Annotated in this window: 16 protein-coding genes; 6 read left to right on the top strand and 10 right to left on the bottom strand. The window is 60.2% G+C overall.

The features are described from left to right. Positions 1-50: 50 nt before the first annotated feature. The gene (locus GA0061101_RS07345; RefSeq protein WP_092573355.1) at positions 51-899 is read right to left on the bottom strand and encodes a MetQ/NlpA family lipoprotein; all 849 of its coding nucleotides are present in this window, start codon (positions 897-899) and stop codon (positions 51-53) included. A gap of 211 nt (positions 900-1,110) precedes the next feature. Then, a complete protein-coding gene (locus GA0061101_RS07340; RefSeq protein ID WP_092573354.1) occupies positions 1,111-1,608 on the bottom strand; it encodes a cupin domain-containing protein in 498 nt (165 codons plus the stop codon). Between the two features lie 339 nt (positions 1,609-1,947). Here GA0061101_RS07340 and GA0061101_RS07335 point away from each other — a divergent pair, with 339 nt between their 5' ends. Then, positions 1,948-2,337 (top strand): BRA0787 family protein, encoded by a 390-nt coding sequence (locus GA0061101_RS07335; RefSeq protein WP_092573353.1) that lies wholly within the window; start codon positions 1,948-1,950, stop codon positions 2,335-2,337. A 57-nt stretch (positions 2,338-2,394) separates the two neighbouring features. Here GA0061101_RS07335 and GA0061101_RS07330 read toward each other — a convergent pair whose 3' ends face one another. Next, on the bottom strand, positions 2,395-2,808 hold the full coding sequence (locus tag GA0061101_RS07330) for a carboxymuconolactone decarboxylase family protein (protein ID WP_047555401.1): 414 nt from the start codon (positions 2,806-2,808) through the stop codon (positions 2,395-2,397). 233 nt (positions 2,809-3,041) lie between these two features. Between GA0061101_RS07330 and GA0061101_RS07325 the strand changes: the two genes are divergently transcribed. Then, positions 3,042-4,202, top strand: coding sequence for a CaiB/BaiF CoA transferase family protein (locus GA0061101_RS07325; RefSeq protein ID WP_092573352.1), 1,161 nt, complete (start codon positions 3,042-3,044; stop codon positions 4,200-4,202). A gap of 41 nt (positions 4,203-4,243) precedes the next feature. After that, the gene (locus tag GA0061101_RS07320) at positions 4,244-5,521 is read left to right on the top strand and encodes an L-fuconate dehydratase (protein WP_092573351.1); all 1,278 of its coding nucleotides are present in this window, start codon (positions 4,244-4,246) and stop codon (positions 5,519-5,521) included. 9 nt (positions 5,522-5,530) lie between these two features. Here GA0061101_RS07320 and GA0061101_RS07315 read toward each other — a convergent pair whose 3' ends face one another. Further along, complete coding sequence (locus GA0061101_RS07315) at positions 5,531-7,117, bottom strand: VOC family protein (RefSeq protein WP_092573350.1); 1,587 nt, start codon at positions 7,115-7,117, stop codon at positions 5,531-5,533. Between the two features lie 120 nt (positions 7,118-7,237). Continuing rightward, positions 7,238-7,489 carry a hypothetical protein gene (locus GA0061101_RS07310; RefSeq protein ID WP_037196550.1) on the bottom strand — a complete coding sequence of 84 codons (252 nt, stop codon included), beginning with the start codon at positions 7,487-7,489 and terminating at the stop codon, positions 7,238-7,240. A gap of 511 nt (positions 7,490-8,000) precedes the next feature. On the opposite strand from GA0061101_RS07310, the gene GA0061101_RS07305 reads away from it, so the two are divergent. Continuing rightward, a complete protein-coding gene (locus GA0061101_RS07305; RefSeq protein WP_034503699.1) occupies positions 8,001-8,210 on the top strand; it encodes a cold-shock protein in 210 nt (69 codons plus the stop codon). A 207-nt stretch (positions 8,211-8,417) separates the two neighbouring features. On the opposite strand, the gene GA0061101_RS07295 is transcribed toward GA0061101_RS07305, so the two are convergent. Beyond that, the gene (locus GA0061101_RS07295; protein ID WP_037196552.1) at positions 8,418-9,872 is read right to left on the bottom strand and encodes an MFS transporter; all 1,455 of its coding nucleotides are present in this window, start codon (positions 9,870-9,872) and stop codon (positions 8,418-8,420) included. A gap of 366 nt (positions 9,873-10,238) precedes the next feature. Next, on the bottom strand, positions 10,239-11,984 hold the full coding sequence (gene ggt, locus GA0061101_RS07290) for a gamma-glutamyltransferase (protein ID WP_092573347.1): 1,746 nt from the start codon (positions 11,982-11,984) through the stop codon (positions 10,239-10,241). 330 nt (positions 11,985-12,314) lie between these two features. On the opposite strand from ggt, the gene GA0061101_RS39305 reads away from it, so the two are divergent. Continuing rightward, the gene (locus GA0061101_RS39305) at positions 12,315-12,491 is read left to right on the top strand and encodes a hypothetical protein (protein ID WP_167669532.1); all 177 of its coding nucleotides are present in this window, start codon (positions 12,315-12,317) and stop codon (positions 12,489-12,491) included. A gap of 19 nt (positions 12,492-12,510) precedes the next feature. Here the strand turns inward: GA0061101_RS39305 and GA0061101_RS07280 are convergent, their stop codons facing one another. Then, positions 12,511-13,776, bottom strand: coding sequence for a glycerate kinase type-2 family protein (locus tag GA0061101_RS07280; RefSeq protein WP_092573345.1), 1,266 nt, complete (start codon positions 13,774-13,776; stop codon positions 12,511-12,513). A 150-nt stretch (positions 13,777-13,926) separates the two neighbouring features. On the opposite strand from GA0061101_RS07280, the gene GA0061101_RS07275 reads away from it, so the two are divergent. Then, the gene (locus GA0061101_RS07275; RefSeq protein WP_034503705.1) at positions 13,927-14,355 is read left to right on the top strand and encodes an OsmC family protein; all 429 of its coding nucleotides are present in this window, start codon (positions 13,927-13,929) and stop codon (positions 14,353-14,355) included. Between the two features lie 183 nt (positions 14,356-14,538). On the opposite strand, the gene GA0061101_RS07270 is transcribed toward GA0061101_RS07275, so the two are convergent. Together GA0061101_RS07270 and GA0061101_RS07265 are read right to left on the bottom strand one after the other, a co-directional pair. Then, the gene (locus tag GA0061101_RS07270) at positions 14,539-15,081 is read right to left on the bottom strand and encodes a carboxymuconolactone decarboxylase family protein (RefSeq protein WP_092573344.1); all 543 of its coding nucleotides are present in this window, start codon (positions 15,079-15,081) and stop codon (positions 14,539-14,541) included. A 9-nt stretch (positions 15,082-15,090) separates the two neighbouring features. Further along, entirely contained in the window at positions 15,091-16,437 is a 1,347-nt protein-coding gene (locus GA0061101_RS07265; protein ID WP_092573343.1) for an LLM class flavin-dependent oxidoreductase, read from the bottom strand. Positions 16,438-16,486 lie beyond the last annotated feature (49 nt).

Raw genomic sequence — 16,486 nt, 5'->3', positions numbered from 1 at the left:
ATGCCCCGGCCGCCCTGCCGCTCAGCGCTGTCCCCCGCGCGGTCCGGTTATCAATAGGCGCTGAGGCCCGTTCCCTTGTAGACCTTGTCGAATTCAGCCTTGACGGTGTCATTCTGGTAGGCTGCCACCAGCGTCTTCACCCAAGCTTCATTCTCGCTGCCCTGTTTGACGGCGATGAAATTGCGGTAGGGGTTGCCGTCGATCGGCTCCTGCGCGATGCGATCCTTCGGTGTCAGGCCGCTTTTCAGCGCCCAGTCGGTATTGACGACAGCAGCGTCGAGGTCGTCGATCGAGCGGCCGACGATGCCGGCGTCCAGTTCCTTGATCTCGACATTTTTCGCGTTCTCAGCGATGTCGGCTGTCGTGGCGAGAATGCCGGTGCCGTCCTTGAGCTTGATCACGCCTTGGTTCTGGAGCACGCGCAACGCGCGGCCCTCGTTGGAAGGATCGTTCGGCACGCCGATGACCGCGCCTTTCGGAAGATCGGCCACCGCCTTGTACTTCTTGGTGTAGAGGCCGATCGGCCAGACACCGGTATAGCCGACGCGGACGATATGGTAGCCGTGCTGCTTGACCTGGTTGTCGAGATAGGGCTGATGCTGGAAGGCGTTGGCGTCGACCTCGCCGCGTTCAAGCGCTTCGTTCGGCTGGGTATAGTCGTTGAAGACGATGGTCTCGATCTTCAGCCCCTTCTTGGCGGCTTCCGTGGTCACCACCCGCCAAACATCTTCGTCTTCACCGCTCATGATGCCGACCTTGATCGTCTTGTCGGCAGCGAAAGACGGGGTAGCGGTTGTCATCAAGCCGAAAGCGGCGACAGCGGAAGCAAAGATGGCGGCAAGGCCGGCGCGACGGGAAAGGCGCAGCGCGTCGAAGCCTCTAGAAAGCTTTTCAGTCATGGGAAATCCTGTTCCAGATGATCGAGATCATTATCTCGTTGACGGCTTAATCATCTCAGACGCATGTTCGCGTCGCGAAGCAGGATCATGCGTTGTGCGATGCACTTCTGAAAAACTCTTTTCAGTGCAGTGCAAAGCGGAAACTAATTTTCTACAAATATTATAGATTATTTATGTGGCAAAATAGGCAATTGCTCAAAGATTATGCAAGCTAGCGATGGATCGGGTCCTTCCAAAGGACATTTTCCGGCTTTTCCACCGGCTCGATATCGAGATTGACGACGACAGGCTCCTGTCCGGAGCGGACCAGCACGCATTCCAGCGTCTCGTCGCGGCTGGCATTGATCTCCTGATGCGGCACGTAGGGCGGCACGAAGATGAAATCGCCCGGGCCGGCTTCGGCGACGAATTCCAGATTGTCGCCCCAGCGCATCCGCGCCTTGCCCTTGACGACGTAGATAATGCTTTCGAGATCGCCGTGATGATGGGCGCCTGTCTTGGCGTTGGCGTGGATCGTCACAGTGCCGGCCCAGATCTTTTCCGCGCCGGCGCGGGCGTGATTGATCGCGGTTGCGCGATTCATGCCCGGCGTCTGCGCCGTATTCGGGTCGAGGGCATTGCCAGGGATGATTTTAACCCCATTTTCCCGCCAGTCGATCGTTTGGTGAGCGTGCCCATGGTCATGCTCGCTTTCATGATTGCCGCACATGGTCTTCCTTTCACCGTTTTGGAAGGGATTCGCGCGCCTCCCGACTATGAGGTGTCGTTTTACTCTACGCGAAGTCCTTCAAAAATAAAGAGAATTGCAGAAAATTATCAAAGAGGCTTTTCAAGTCGAGATTAATCTATAGACTTGATCAAGTTAAATGACCGGTGGGAACATTTTGTGTGTGTCCCGCGTTGCGCCGGTCACGACATGGTTTGCCGCGCCGCTTGCCCCATAGACTGCGTTCGGGGCGCGCCAAACTCAAGAAGCAGCGCCTGGTCTCTGAAGGAGACCGATCACTTTCATATCATGCGCCGGACTTCCAATTGAAAGGAGACAGACATGTCGAATGCCTTGCCGCCCCTTCATGAGGGTCATGCCCCCATTACGTTGCAGCAGCTTTTTCGCGAAGGACTTTATGCCTTCGAGGAATGGGACAGCGAAGTAACCGAACCGATTGTGACGTTCGAGGGGCGGATCATCCCCATCAGCGTCGTTTTCGAAGCCATGCGCGAATGCACCGACATCGTGCCCAACAACATCGTTTCGGCTGTGACCGAACGGTTGACCAAGCCCTGGGAGGGCGAAGGTCCGCTTGACACGATGACCTTTTCGACCGCCGCCCGCGTCATGGGCGTTCTGGTTCGCAAAAGGCTGCTGGCCGTGAACAACGGCATCAGCGTCGCTGCTATTGCCGTAGAAGCTCAGTCTACGGAAAAGTCTGACCGCTAGAAACGCGATCAATGATCGAAGGCCCGCCGGCGCAATGCTGGCGGGCCTTTTTCATTGTCAGGGATGACCGACGTCGAACTCTGGATCGACGGGAATCTGCATTGCCGTGACCAGGTGGTTCGTCTGTCCGGCAAGGCCGATGACAGCCAGCAGTTCCCCATGTTGAGCATCCGTCATGCCCTTTGCCCTGGCGGCTGCGGTGTGGGAATGGACGCAGTAGGTGCAGCCATTGGCTGTCGAGACAGCGATGTAGATCATCTCGCGCACCAGCGGATCGAGCGCGCCCTCCGCCATCATGACCGCCTTCAGGCCTTCCCAGGTACGCTTCAGCAAGGCTGGATCCTTGGCGAGGCCGCGCCAGAAATTATTGACGAAATCGGACTTTCGGACCGCACGGATATCGTCGAACACCGCCTTCACCGCCGGGATCGCTTCCGCCTCCGCATCATCGAGCAATTTGACCGTCGCCATCCTCAATCTCCTTTCAGCAATCCTGATCTTGTCGAACCATATCGCATTTTCCTGTAGTCTTGGCGGGATGGCCGGCGAATATCCTCCCTCTTTTTGTTTGCAAATGTCATCCATATGTGAAAATACTATTTACATAAGAAGATTGAGGCTGGCGCGGGAATCGGCGGCGAGAGTGTTCGCCGAGGCGGAGAAGCGCTTTTGGCTGAGATGATGGCGGGGGAGCAGAAATACTGATGGCGCTGAAGAAGGACTTGCCGCTGGCCGGGTTGGTGGTCGTCGATATGAGCCAGTTCCTGTCCGGGCCTTACTGCACCCTCAGGCTGATGGATCTCGGCGCCAGGGTCATCAAGATCGAACGGCCCGGTGGTGGCGATCTCTCTCGCGGGCTCTATCTCAGCGATGCCGAGAGCGGCGATTCCACCATTTTCCATGCCATCAACCGTTCCAAGGAAAGCCTCGCGGTCGACCTGAAGAACGAACGCGATATGAGCGCGCTGCGCAAGCTCGTCTCCAAGGCCGACGTTCTCGTGCAGAATTTCCGCCCGGGCGTGATCGAGCGGCTGGGGCTGGATTACGAGGCCGCCAGCAAGCTCAATCCGCGCCTCGTCTACTGCTCGATCAGCGGCTACGGCGAAGAAGGCCCGTGGGTATCGCGGCCGGGTCAGGATCTCCTGGCGCAGTCACGCTCCGGTGTCATGTGGCTGAATGGCGACGAAGGGCAGGGGCCAGTGCCCTTCGGTCTGGCGATCGGCGATATGCTGGCCGGTGCGGCAGCGGCTCAGGGCATTCTGGCAGCGCTGGTTCGGCGCGGCGTGACAGGCGAGGGCGGCCTGGTCGAGACTAGCTTGCTTGAGGTGCTGATCGACCTGCAGGTCGAGGTGCTGAGCGTGCACATGAACAGCGGCAACAAGCTGCCGGAGCGTTCGCATGTTCGCAGCGCCCATGCCTATCTTTCCGCGCCCTATGGCGTCTACCCGGCGGCCGATGGCTACCTTGCCATCGCCATGACGCCGATCCCGAAGCTTGCCGATCTGCTCGGCATCGAGGAACTGGCGCCTTATCGAGACGACCCGAAAAGCTGGTTCACCTCGCGCGACGATATCAAGGCGATTATCGCGGCGCGCATTGCGACCCGCGGCGTCGACGAATGGCTTGCTATCCTGGAGCCTGCCGACATCTGGTGCGCCCGGGTGCTAAACTGGCCGGAGCTGCTCGGCAGCGAGGGTTTTCGCGTTCTCGACATGCTACAGACGATCGGACGCGAAGACGGGGTTAGCCTCAGCACCACCCGCTCGCCTATCCGCATCGACGGGCAGCGACCGAAATTCGAGCGTGCGGCCCCGCACGTTGGCGAGCATAATGCGGCGCTCTGGGAGGAGTTCGACCTCGGTTGAGGTTTCGAGAGGCGGCCGATGGATTTAGAAGGAGTTTTCCAATGACGCGCATCACCAATCTTCGCGTTTTCGATTTGCGCTTCCCGACATCGCAGAGCCTCGACGGCTCCGATGCGATGAATCCGGATCCGGATTATTCGGCGGCCTATGTCATTCTCGAGACCGACAGGCCGGGCCTTGCGGGCCACGGCCTGACCTTCACCATCGGGCGCGGCAACGACATCTGCTGCATGGCGATCGAGGCGATGCGGCATCTGGTTGTCGGCACCGAGCTTGCGACGGTGCTGGAAAACCCCGGCAAGTACTGGCGGCATCTGACCAGCGACAGCCAGTTGCGCTGGATCGGCCCCGAAAAGGGTGCGATGCACCTTGCTACCGGCGCGGTAGTCAATGCCGTCTGGGATCTGCTTGCCAAGGAGGCAGGCAAGCCGGTCTGGCGCCTGGTCGCGGAGATGGATTCGGAGCACATCGCCGATATCGTCGACTATCGCTATCTGACTGACGTGCTCACCCGTGACGAAGCGGTCGCCATTCTGAAGAAGGCGGAAGCCGGCAAGGCGGATCGTATCGCCACGCTCGAGCGCGAGGGCTATGCCTGCTACACGACCTCGGCCGGCTGGCTCGGCTATGACGATGCCAAGCTGCGCCGCCTCTGCAAGGAGGCTATCGATGCCGGTTTCAATCATGTGAAGATGAAGGTCGGCCGCGATCTCGAAGACGATATCCGCCGCCTTACCATCGCCCGCGAGGTGATCGGTCCCGATCGCTACCTGATGATCGATGCCAATCAGGTCTGGGAAGTCGGTCAGGCGATCGACTGGGTGCGCAAGCTTGCCTTTGCAAAGCCGTTCTTCATCGAAGAGCCGACCAGCCCGGACGACGTCGCCGGCCATCGCAAGATCCGCGAGGCGATCGGCCCGGTGAAGGTGGCCACAGGTGAAATGTGCCAGAACCGCATCATGTTCAAGCAGTTCATCGCCGAAGGCGCGATCGATATCGTGCAGATCGATTCCTGCCGTATGGGCGGTCTCAACGAAGTTCTGGCCGTGCTGCTGATTGCCGCCAAGTATGGATTGCCGGTCTGGCCGCATGCCGGCGGCGTTGGGCTCTGCGAATATGTGCAGCATCTGTCGATGATCGACTACATCGCCGTGTCCGGCACCAAGGACGGCCGCGTCATCGAATATGTCGACCATCTGCACGAGCACTTCATCGACCCGTGCATCATCCGCGATGCCGCTTACATGCCGCCAAGCCTGCCGGGCTTCTCGATCGAGATGAAGCCGGAGTCGATCACCGAATACACCTTCAAGAGTTGATCATCTGCCTCAAGTACCTTCTCCCCTTTTGGGGGGAAGGGGGCACACGGACTGCTTCAGCCAGCGCTGAATGACCGGCAAATCGGCATCGTCAAGCTCGTGACCAGCAGGAACGGTCGCAAGCTCGACCTTTGCGCGGCCGTTCTGCAGGCGCTCCGCAAGGGGCTGGGTGTATGGGCCGTACAGATCCTTCTCGCCTGCGATAACAAGCACGTCGGCGGTCGACATATCCACCGCCGGCGGATCGGTCAGCACGGCCATGGACCGCAGCAGCACCGCGCGGCGAATGAGTTGCGGGTGCAGTGACAGCATGGCGCCGAGCAGGTTGGCGCCGTTCGAATAGCCGATATAGACCATGCGCTCCGGATCGAGGCCATAGGCATGGATCGCGCCGTCGATGAAAGCGGCGAAGGCCTCCGCTTCGCTGACGATATCGTCCTGATCGAAGGACATGGGCCCGTTCCGGCGAAACCAGCGCGGCGCGCCTTCTTCGAGCGCCCGGCCGCGCACGCCGAGCAGCGTCGCATGGGCATCGATCTTATGGGCAATCGGCAACATCGCCGTCTCGTTGGCGCCGGAGCCGTGCAACAGGACGAAGATATTGCCGTTCGGCTGCTGCGGCGTGAAGAAGCGATGGATGAAGGGCAGGTCGCGATAGATGACGCGCGGGTCGCCGGGCATGGAGAACTGCGGCAGGATCACCTCCAGCTCGGCCTGTCGCTCAGGCTTGTCGTCAGGCGAAAAGAGGCGCGTGCCGAGCGTTGTCTCATCCTCATCGACCAGCATGCCCGGTGCATCCGTTGCCAGTTCGAAGAGGATGCGGCCGGGTTCGCGAACATAGAGCGAGCGGAAATACTTGCGGTCATGCATCGCGGTCGGCCAGGAATTGACGGCCTGTAATGCTGTCCGCACGGACTGAAGCTCGGCATCGTCGGCAGCGCGAAAGGCGACGTGGTCGACCGTACCCGTGCCCGGTGCACTCGCCCAGAAGCCGCGCGCATCCCTGATGTCGATGATATCGCCGGGTTCCGACACGAGCCGGCTGATGGCGCCATTGGTTGCCTGCGGCCGATAGTCGAAATGGTTGACCAGAAGCTCCCGCGTCTCGTCCGGCGTTTCGCTGAACAGCGTCGCCCCGCGAATGCGGCGAATGGCGTGCTCCTGCGGGATAGTATCGTTCGTCCAGGGGGCGGCCGCCTGCAAGGCGTTGGTGCCGACCAGCTTGACGATGATGCCGTCGGGATCCTTCAGCCGCAGGACCGGTTCGCCGAATTCCTCGAAAGGGCCTTCCGGCTTCAGGCCGGCGCTCAAGGCACGCGTCAGCCAGAAACCGATACTCATGGGGTCGATGCCAAGCGAAATCTCGCCGACCTGGCCGACGCCGGCGCGGCCCGGCGAGCCGTCCTCCCAGACGAGGAAGGTCACCAGCGAACCGGGTGAACCCTTCGCGTCGCCATAGAGCAGATGAAGCTGGGTGGCATCCTCGAAGCCGCCCGCGCGCTTGACGAGGCGCATGCCAAGGAAGCCGACGTAGAAATCGACATTCGCTTGTACCTTGCGGGTGATCAGCGTGACGTGGTGGATGCCGGCGACCATGGTTGCTCCAGACTCGATTGTGAGATTGGTCGCAATCTAGGGCACAAGCTGCCGTCTGTTCAATGCGCGGGACGTGGAGGGTGTGTTCACGAAATGCGCAATGACGTCTATCGGGCTATGTTATTTTTCGGATTCGGATTTGGCCGCTTCGGATGCTTTTGCCGTCTTCCGCTTGGCCTTCGTCTTTGGCTCCGGCGGCGGTTGCGATGCCTCCTTCTCGAGGCGAAGCTCACGCAGGCGAGCCGTTTTCCGCGCGCGCATCGCCTGTTCGCTGGCGAGGATTTCCTTGACGGTGGAATCGAGCTGATTGGCCTTGGCCGGAGCTGCCTGTTTCTTGGAGCCGAATAGATTGTCTTTGTTGGGTGGCGCCATATCGGCCTCCATGGTTCGTGTCGGCGTTGGCGTTGGTTGCAAATACTGCGCGGTGATCGACCGCGCTTGCAGGACTTATGATTTCATCCTGTAGCAGATGATGCGCCGAATAAGCGATATAATTCCGCGACCCTTGGCGGAAACAGTCGATGGAAGCTCTATCACAAGCTGCAACTTGACGAAAAATACCCGATGAAGCCTGGCGAAAAATAATGGAAATAGCGGGAAATCAATTGAAAACCCTTCGTTTTTTCAATCCAAAATTGTGTCTGGATTTTCCTCTATCCGGGCCGGTTTTTGATCAGATATCTGGCTGTTTCGATATTTTAGGTGTTTCTGCTTGTGAGGAATATGCATATCGGATATAAGCACCGGCATCGATATTGGTGATTGAACTTTGCTGCGACGCGTTCCGCGCAATACTGACGAGCTTCCTCTCAAAATCGGTGTACTGCCATCCAGTTATTCCCTGGATTGGGATTATTATATGAGCGATTGAAAGGTCATCGTTATGAGCACAGGTACTGTAAAGTGGTTCAATGCTGCCAAGGGTTTTGGTTTCATTCAGCCCGATGATGGCGCGACGGACGTTTTCGTGCATATTTCAGCCGTTGAACGCGCTGGAATGAGCACTCTCCGCGACGGCCAGAAGATTTCCTACGAGCTTGTCAAGGACAAGCGCTCGGGCAAGATGTCGGCTGATCAGCTGGAAGCCATGTAAGCCATTTGTTTCCGATCTTTGGCCACGGATATACTGGCATCGATCGTCGAGACAATGAAGGAAGAGGTCGGGTCAGCCCGGCCTTTTTTGTTGTCTGCAATCAGCTCCGGTTGAGCAGGGTAGACAAGACCGTCTATCAAGACCGATAGCGCCGCTCGATGATCGGCGCTTTTTATTTTGTCTTTGCAGTTGAGCGGTATGGCCGACTCAGTGTTCGCCGAGCCCATCCGCCGGCGATTTGCGGCGGTGGCCGCTGATCTCCGAGCCGGCCGTGCGCGAGAATCTGGCGTTCCAGATGACCGCAAGAAGCGCGATGGCTGTGACGACGATGAAGGCGACGGAGAAGTCGCTCATTTCGGCTTTCGCATGTCCGCGCAGCTGCGTCGAGCCGTGCAGGGCAAGGGCAGCGATGCAGATGCCGAGAGAAAGCATCAGCTGCTGGAAGGTCGAATAGAAGCTGGTCGCTATGCTCATCCGGTCGCGCTCGATTTCGTCATAGGCGATCGTGTTGTAGGCCGTGAACTGGAACGACATGAAGAAGCCGCAGAAGAACAAGATCACGAAGATGACAGGCAGCGGCCAGTCGGGCTGGAAGATGGAGCACAGTCCGTAGCCGAGCGTGCCGATCAGACCGAAGATGATGAGGGCGGTACGAAAGCCGAGCGTGCGCAGGATGCGGACCTGGAACGGCTTCATGGCCATGGAGCCGAGCGCGGTCGCGATGGCGATCTGGCCGGCTGCGGCGGCTGAAAGGCCAAAACCGAGCTGCAGCATCAGCGGAATGAGGAAGGGATGGGCGCCCTGGCTGATGCGCGTCAACGAGCCGGCGATAACCGATGTGCGGAAGGTCGGCACCTTCATCAGCGAGAAATCCATGATCGGCGATGGATGCTTGCGGGCATGGCGAAGATAGGCGATGCCGAAGAGCAGGCCGACCGAGATGAGGAAGACGGCCATATAGCCTTCGCCCTCACGGCTGGACATCTCGAAGCCGAAAAGCAGCGAGCCGAGCGAAATGCCTGATAGAATGAAGCCCGACAGGTCGAAACGGCCGTTGCGCGGGCCTTTCACATCTTCGATGAACATCGTCACCAGTATGAAGCCGATGACGCCGATGGGCACATTGATATAGAAGATCCAACGCCAGTCGAGATAGGTAACGAACATGCCGCCGACGGGAGGCCCGAGGATGGGACCGACGAGCGCCGGAATGAGCAGCCAGGACATAGCGTTCACCATATCCTTGCGGGCGACGCTGCGCATCAGCACCAGACGTCCCACAGGCAGCATCATGGCGCCGCCGAGACCCTGGAGGAGCCGCGCGATGACGAGGAAGAACAGGTTCGGCGCCTGTGCGCAGAGAAGTGAGCCGACAACGAAGACCGCAATGGCGGATCGGAAGACGGTGCGCGACCCGAAACGGTCGGCGATGGCGCCGCTGGCGGGAATGAAGATCGCGAGGCTGAGAAGGTATGAAGTCAGCGAGATACTCATGGCCGGCGCGCTGACGCCGAAATCTCTTGCCATGGTCGGAAGGGCTGTTGCGAGCACTGTCGCGTCAAGCTGTTCCATGAACATCGCGCTTGCTACGATAAGCGCTACTACACGAAAATTCGGTGCGGCCCGCCGGGTGGGGGCGGCCTGGAATATCTGATCCGACATTGTCGGGGATCGCTCTCGATGGTGCGGAGGGGTCCGGAGACAGAACCGCAAGTCTGGTCGCGGCGCCAAGGCCGGTTCGAATAGCCGCCTGTATACTCCCGCTCGCGCGCGATTTCTATATCAGAAATCGCAAAACTTATTGATCGAAATGGAAAAAATGACGCAGCCGGGCAGGAATGCAACAACGGATGAATGCCAGATGAACAGATGAGGCATTATGCCGTGGTTGTGGCACTCACCGTTCATTTTACCATGTAAGATGGTGCGCGCGTCGGCGTTTCGGTCTTAGACGTTGCGCGCAAAAATGCCGGTGCCGAAAGATGACGGCACCGGCCTGTAGTGTCGCGATGGCACGTGGGGAAGCGGTCAGTAGCCTTCGGCAAGGCCCGAGCCGGCGCGGCTGTCCATGGCGCCGTTGTAGCGGGCGCCGCCGCCCTTGGCGATATCGCCGAGGCTCTTGCCGCCGACCAGAATGCCTGCGGCCTGACCCCAGACCGGCCAGTCGCCGCCGACCTGAATCGTGTAGCCCATGCCGGCCAGCAGCTTCATCGTATCGGGTGAAAGCGCATAGGGTTCGGTATAGATCTTATCCGGCAGCCATTGATGATGGATGCGCGGTGCGTCGATCGCCTGCTGGATATTCATGCCGAAATCGATGACGTTGATGATCGCTTCGAGCGTGATGGTGATGATGCGCGAGCCGCCGGGGCTGCCGATCACCATGAAGGGCTTGCCGTCCTTGGCGATGATCGTCGGGCTCATGGATGAAAGCGGCGTCTTGTTAGGCTGGATGGCATTGGCTTCGCCCTGCACCAGGCCATAGAGGTTGGGCACGCCCGGCTTGGAGGTGAAGTCGTCCATCTCGTTGTTCAAGAGGATGCCCGTTCCGGGCGCGACGACGCCGGCGCCGAAGGAACCGTTCAGCGTATAGGTGACGGCAACCGCGTTGCCATCGTTGTCGATGATCGAATAATGCGTCGTCTCATGGCTTTCGCCGAGGCCCTTCGGCATCAAATCCTTGGAAATGCCGGCCTTGTAGGGATTGATGCTGTCGCGGATCTTCTTGGCATAGTCTTTGTCCAGCAGCTTGCTGACCGGGTTGTCGACGAAGTCTGGATCGCCGAGAGCCGAATTGCGGTCGACATAGGCGTAACGCATGGCTTCGGTCATGAAATGCACCGTATCAGCCGAGGCATAGCCGGCATAGGAAAGCGGGTAGCCTTCCAGCACGTTGAGGATTTCGCAGATGATGATGCCGCCGGAAGAGGGCGGTGGCGAGGAAATGATCTCGTAGCCGCGATAGTCGCACTTCACGGGATCGAGTTCGCGGACCTTATATTGCTCGAAATCCTGGTTTGCGAGAATGCCGCCCTTGTCCTGGCTTGCCTTGACGATGGCGTTGGCGATGGGTCCCTTGTAGAAGCCATCCGGCCCCTGTTCCGAAATGCCGGAAAGAGCATTGGCGAGATCCGGCTGCGTCAGCTTATCGCCGGTTGCAAAGGGCGTTCCGTCCACCTTGGTGAAGATCGCGGCCGTGGCCGGATCGCGCGCGAGCCATTTCTTGCCCCCGTTCAGCTCGGCCGCATCGGCCTGATTGAGCGTGAAGCCTTCCTTGGCATAGCGAATGGCGGGCGCCATCAGATCCTGGCGGGACTTGGTGCCGTATTTCTCGCGGGCCGTTTCGAAACCCATGACCGAGCCTGGTACGCCGACGGCAAGATAGCCATCGGTGCTTGCGCCTTTGACGACATTGCCCTTGTCGTCAAGATACATGCCTTTGGTGGCTGCAAGCGGTGCGCGCTCACGAAAATCCAGGAATGTGGTCTTGCCGTCCCGCAAGCGGATGGTCATGAAGCCGCCGCCGCCGATATTTCCGGCGGTCGGATAGACCACGGCCAGCGCATAGCCGACCGCGACCGCGGCATCGACGGCATTGCCGCCGCTTTTCAGCACCTGCACGCCGACATCTGTGGCCAGATGCTGGGCGGTGACCACCATGCCATGCTCGGCCTCCACCGGCGGCGGCGAGGCGGCTCGGACTGTCGTGATGGAGAAAAGAGCGAATGTGACCAGAGTGGCCGAGGAGATCGCCCGCAGGCGGAATTGGCGCATGATGATGATGCCTCTCGTTTCCGTATTAGGGGTAAAGGAACCCATCATTGACATGGTGTTCAGCGCGAAAATGGCGATATCCGCGGTTGTGATTTTTTTGACGGTGCCGTCGAGAGATGAATCTAAAGTAAAACGCCCACCTTTCGCGAGAGACCGCGGCGGCCGCCAACTGACCGATTATTAAGTCAGGCGCGTGCGACGGACGGCTCCTTTCGTCCTTCCCGGGTATAGGAATTGGCTGTGCCTTCGCACTTGCAATATTTCTTTCATTAGTTCAGCCTACTTTAGTGAAGACCTTGTCGAGGCCGAAGTGTTGCGCGGAAGGTAATGATGGCCGTCACGAAGCTTGAACAGTGGAAGAACGAACGCAAGGCCAAGACGCACGTCATTGCCGAGAAGACGCATGTCGTCGAAATCGAGTGCATGCATTGCAGCCGCCACTTTCTTCGATGGACATCGATGGCGGCCGCCTACTGGCGCTGCGACGACTGCACCGTCGGCACCTGACTTGCATCTACCCCAGCGTTTACACGATCAGAATGGCGCGGAAATCGTTGACATTCGTTCCCGTCGGGCCGGGGACGAAGAGATCGCCAATGGCGTTGAACGCCGTCCAGGCATCGTTATTCACAAGCATTTCGGCTGGGATCACTCCGGCGTTGCGCAGCCGCGCCACCGTGCCGGCGTCGGCAAAGGCGCCGGCATTGTCCTCGCTGCCGTCGATGCCGTCGGTATCCGCGGCCATGGCATAAATACCGCCATGGCCGTCTATGTCCATCGCCAGCGACAGCAGGAATTCGGAGTTTCGGCCGCCCTTGCCTTTGCCTCTCAGGGTCACCGTCGTTTCGCCGCCCGAGAGCAGTACGATCGGCCTTGTGAAGGGCCGGTTGCGGTGCAGCACCTCGCGGGCGATGGCGGCATGCATGTGTGCGGCTTCGCGGGCTTCTCCCTCGATGGCATCAGAGAGAATGGCCGTTTCGATGCCGGCGGCGCGTGCCACTTCGGCAGCCGCCTCCAGGGAGACGCCGGCAGAGGCGATGAGATGCACCTCGTTGCCGGCAAAGCGTGGATCATCGGGCCGGGGCGCATCGGCCTCCTGTCTTTCGATATGCGCGAGAACGGCGGCGGGCAGCTCGATCCGGTAGAGGCGGATGAGATCGAGCGCCTCCGCACGCGTGCCGGCACCCGGCACGGTTGGCCCGGAAGCGACAAGAGCCGGATCGTCGCCGGGAATATCCGAGACAACAAGCGAGACGACCTTGGCCGGATGAGCTGCCGCTGCGAGGCGGCCGCCCTTGATGGTCGACAGATGCTTGCGGATGACGTTCATCGCCGAAATCGGCGCGCCGGAAGCGAGCAGTGCCTTGTTGACGGCGATCTCGTCAGCCAGCGTCAAAGAGCCGGCCGGCGACGGCAGCAGCGCCGAGCCGCCGCCGGAAATGAGGGCGATCACCAGATCGTCCTCCGTCAGGCCTTCGACGAACTTCAGCAGCCGGCCGGAGGCGATCAGACCTGCCTCATCGGGCACGGGATGGGCAGCTTCGATGATCTCGATCTGGCGGCAAGGCGCTGCGAAACCATATCGCGTCACCACCAGCCCTTCGAGCGGACCATCCCAGCATTGCTCCAGTGCCGCCGCCATTTGTGCCGAGCCTTTGCCGGCGCCGATGACGATCGTCCGTCCTTTCGGCTTGGCCGGCAGATGCGCGCGAATGCCGGTCAGCGGATCGGCCGCACGCACGGCTGCGTCGAACAGGGAGGTGAGGAAGGCGCGGGGATCGGAAACGGTCATGTCAAAGTGCCTGTCTGCGATGAGCTTGTAACCATTTGGTGGCTTAACTCGCGCCGACACGCAAGAGGCCACAGCGGCAATTGTGTCCGAGGATGTGAATCCCTATGTTCTGAGCAAGGGTTTTATTGCACGATTTGAAGGATTTTCGAAATGGCCGAATTGAAGGTGAAGACGAGACAGACCGGTGCCACCGCCACGGTTGGCCGCACCGGTCTTCCGCACGTGACATCGGTGACGGGTGGCGAAATCGACATCGTCACCTCGCCGTCGCAGCCGGGATTCAACCCGCTCGATCTGCTCTATTCGTCGCTGTCGGCCTGTCTGGTTCTCAGCGCCCGCATGGCGGCGAGCAGCCTCGGCGTGCTCGACAAGCTCACCGAAGTCACCGCCGTCGTAACAGGCGAAAAGGCGACGGAAGGGCTTTCCCGCGTCGAGAAATTCAATATCGCCTTCACCATCAAGGGCGATTTCGGCGACGAGATCCGCAACGCGATCGCGCATGCCGCCGAAGACGAGATCTGCACGGTCAGCAACACGATCCGTGGCAATCCGAAGTTCGAGACGGTGATTTCGGGGTAGGGTTGGCGCAGACGGAGAGAGCCCCTCATCCGCCCTGTCGGGCACCTTCTCCCCGTTTTTGACGGGGAGAAGGGGATAGAAGCACCATCACCATCCCTCTTTCAGCTCTGGTCTAAGCGAGGGTACAGAGGTTGTCCCCTCTCCCCGCGAGCGGGGAGAGGGCTAGGGTGAGGGGCCGTTCCGCTATTTGGCGGGCAGCTCAAACCCTTCCAGATAAGGCCCAAGCTCCGGGTCGATATCCACCTTCACGGCGTTGGTGTAGATCGCCGTGGCGATCATGATGCCGGCGAAGGCGACGAGGTTGACGAGCGTGGGCTCGTCATAGCGCGCCTTCAGCCGCTCCCACAATTCCTCGGGAACGGCATTGGAATCCCTGACGATAGCTTTGCCGAAATCGATCAGCAGGGCCTCGTCTTCGCTCGGCACGATGGTCTCCGGCGTCAGCCCCGCATTGATCAGCGCGCGGCGGAAGAAGCCGACCGGGATGATCGAGCAGCATTCCGTTGCAATGGCCTGGCAGAGAAGCCAGACGGCGCGATCATCAAGTGCCGGGCGCAGCTCCTCGCGCAGCGTGAACCATTCGGCATAGATGCGATGCGCCACCGGCGAATGCAGCAGTGTCCGCTTCATATTCGTCATGCGGCCGCGCAGCTCCACTTCGCGGTCGTGCTCGGCACGCACGGCGTCGGAGGCGGTCTCGTAATCGATCGGCGTGATATGGCTCATTGGTATCTCTCACTGCGCTGCCGCAGGCATTGCCTTGAAGAACCGATTGTCCGGGCGCGGCAGGCCCAGATGCTCGCGCAAGGTCGTGCCTTCGTATTCGCGGCGGAAAATACCGCGGCGCTGCAGCTCCGGAACGACGCGGGTCGTCACGTCGAGGAGGCCCTGCGGCAGGAACGGGAAGACGACATTGAAGCCGTCGGAGCCTTCCTCGTGCAGCCATTGCTCCATCTCGTCGGCGATGGTTTGCGGCGTGCCGACGAAGGCGAGGCCGGCATAGCCGCCGAGACGCTGGGCAAGCTGGCGTACGGTCAGCTTCTCTGCTTCGGCAAGCGCGATGACGCGTTCGCGTCCGCTCTTGCTGGCATTGGTATCCGGAATTTCAGGCAGCAGGCCATCCGGATCGAAGTCGGAGGCATCATGGCCGAGCGCAATCGACAGAGATGCGATGGCGCTGTCGTAGTGAACGAGGCTGTCGAGCTTCGCCCGCTTGGCCTTCGCCTCTTCAACTGTATCGCCGACGACGATGAAGGCGGCCGGCAGGATCTTCAGATGATCGGGGTTGCGGCCGATCTCTCTCATTCGTCCCTTGATGTCGGCGAAAATCGCCTTGCCGTCGCCGAGATTGCGCGGTGCGGCAAAGACCGCTTCCGCCGTCTCGGCCGCAAGCTGGCGGCCGGCATCGGATTGTCCGGCCTGCACGATGACAGGCCAGCCTTGAGGAGAACGGGCGATGTTGAGCGGGCCGCGTACGCTGAGCTCCTCGCCCTTGTGGGCGAGCACATGCATCTTTTCCGGATCGAAGAAGATGCCGGTCTCGGCACTGCGGATGAAGGCGTCGTCGGCGAAGCTGTCCCAGAGGCCGGTGACGACATCGTAGAATTCGCGGGCGCGGTGGTAGCGCTCGCCATGGTCCATATGCTCGTCGAGGCCGAAATTGAGGGCTGCGTCCGGGTTGGATGTCGTGACGATATTCCAGCCGGCGCGGCCGCCGCTGATATGGTCGAGCGAGGCGAAACGGCGGGCGATATGATAGGGCTGGTCGAAGGTGGTCGACGCGGTGGCGACGAGGCCGATCCTGTCGGTGACGGCGGCCAGCGCCGAAAGCAGGGTAAAGGGCTCGAAGGAGGTTACTGTGTGGCTGCGCTTCAGCGCCTCGATCGGCATGTTGAGGACTGCCAGATGGTCGGCCATGAAGAAGGCGTCGAACTTCGCCTTTTCGAGCTCCTGCGCAAAGCTCTTGATATGCTGGAAATTGAAATTGGCGTCCGGATAGGCGCCAGGATAGCGCCATGCGCCGGTATGCAGGCTGACGGGGCGCATGAAGGCCCCGAGCTTCAATTGCTTCTGTTCGGTCATCGGCTCAGTCTCTCTCGAAAATTGCCGGGTCGCCACAACATCGCGACGC

Origin of the sequence: Martinezella lusitana, assembly GCF_900094565.1 — a bacterium.
In the GTDB taxonomy this organism is placed as follows: domain Bacteria; phylum Pseudomonadota; class Alphaproteobacteria; order Rhizobiales; family Rhizobiaceae; genus Rhizobium; species Rhizobium lusitanum.
The sequence above is the reverse complement of the archived record's forward strand: the minus strand, read 5'-3'. Positions and strand labels throughout refer to the sequence as shown.

Bases quoted from the DNA above. Each gene is read 5' to 3' on its own strand.
- GA0061101_RS07345 (WP_092573355.1), bottom strand. From the start codon at position 899: ATGACTGAAAAGCTTTCTAGAGGCTTCGACGCGCTGCGCCTTTCCCGT.
- GA0061101_RS07340 (WP_092573354.1), bottom strand. From the start codon at position 1,608: ATGTGCGGCAATCATGAAAGCGAGCATGACCATGGGCACGCTCACCAA.
- GA0061101_RS07335 (WP_092573353.1), top strand. From the start codon at position 1,948: ATGTCGAATGCCTTGCCGCCCCTTCATGAGGGTCATGCCCCCATTACG.
- GA0061101_RS07330 (WP_047555401.1), bottom strand. From the start codon at position 2,808: ATGGCGACGGTCAAATTGCTCGATGATGCGGAGGCGGAAGCGATCCCG.
- GA0061101_RS07325 (WP_092573352.1), top strand. From the start codon at position 3,042: ATGGCGCTGAAGAAGGACTTGCCGCTGGCCGGGTTGGTGGTCGTCGAT.
- GA0061101_RS07320 (WP_092573351.1), top strand. From the start codon at position 4,244: ATGACGCGCATCACCAATCTTCGCGTTTTCGATTTGCGCTTCCCGACA.
- GA0061101_RS07315 (WP_092573350.1), bottom strand. From the start codon at position 7,117: ATGGTCGCCGGCATCCACCACGTCACGCTGATCACCCGCAAGGTACAA.
- GA0061101_RS07310 (WP_037196550.1), bottom strand. From the start codon at position 7,489: ATGGCGCCACCCAACAAAGACAATCTATTCGGCTCCAAGAAACAGGCA.
- GA0061101_RS07305 (WP_034503699.1), top strand. From the start codon at position 8,001: ATGAGCACAGGTACTGTAAAGTGGTTCAATGCTGCCAAGGGTTTTGGT.
- GA0061101_RS07295 (WP_037196552.1), bottom strand. From the start codon at position 9,872: ATGTCGGATCAGATATTCCAGGCCGCCCCCACCCGGCGGGCCGCACCG.
- ggt (WP_092573347.1), bottom strand. From the start codon at position 11,984: ATGCGCCAATTCCGCCTGCGGGCGATCTCCTCGGCCACTCTGGTCACA.
- GA0061101_RS39305 (WP_167669532.1), top strand. From the start codon at position 12,315: ATGGCCGTCACGAAGCTTGAACAGTGGAAGAACGAACGCAAGGCCAAG.
- GA0061101_RS07280 (WP_092573345.1), bottom strand. From the start codon at position 13,776: ATGACCGTTTCCGATCCCCGCGCCTTCCTCACCTCCCTGTTCGACGCA.
- GA0061101_RS07275 (WP_034503705.1), top strand. From the start codon at position 13,927: ATGGCCGAATTGAAGGTGAAGACGAGACAGACCGGTGCCACCGCCACG.
- GA0061101_RS07270 (WP_092573344.1), bottom strand. From the start codon at position 15,081: ATGAGCCATATCACGCCGATCGATTACGAGACCGCCTCCGACGCCGTG.
- GA0061101_RS07265 (WP_092573343.1), bottom strand. From the start codon at position 16,437: ATGACCGAACAGAAGCAATTGAAGCTCGGGGCCTTCATGCGCCCCGTC.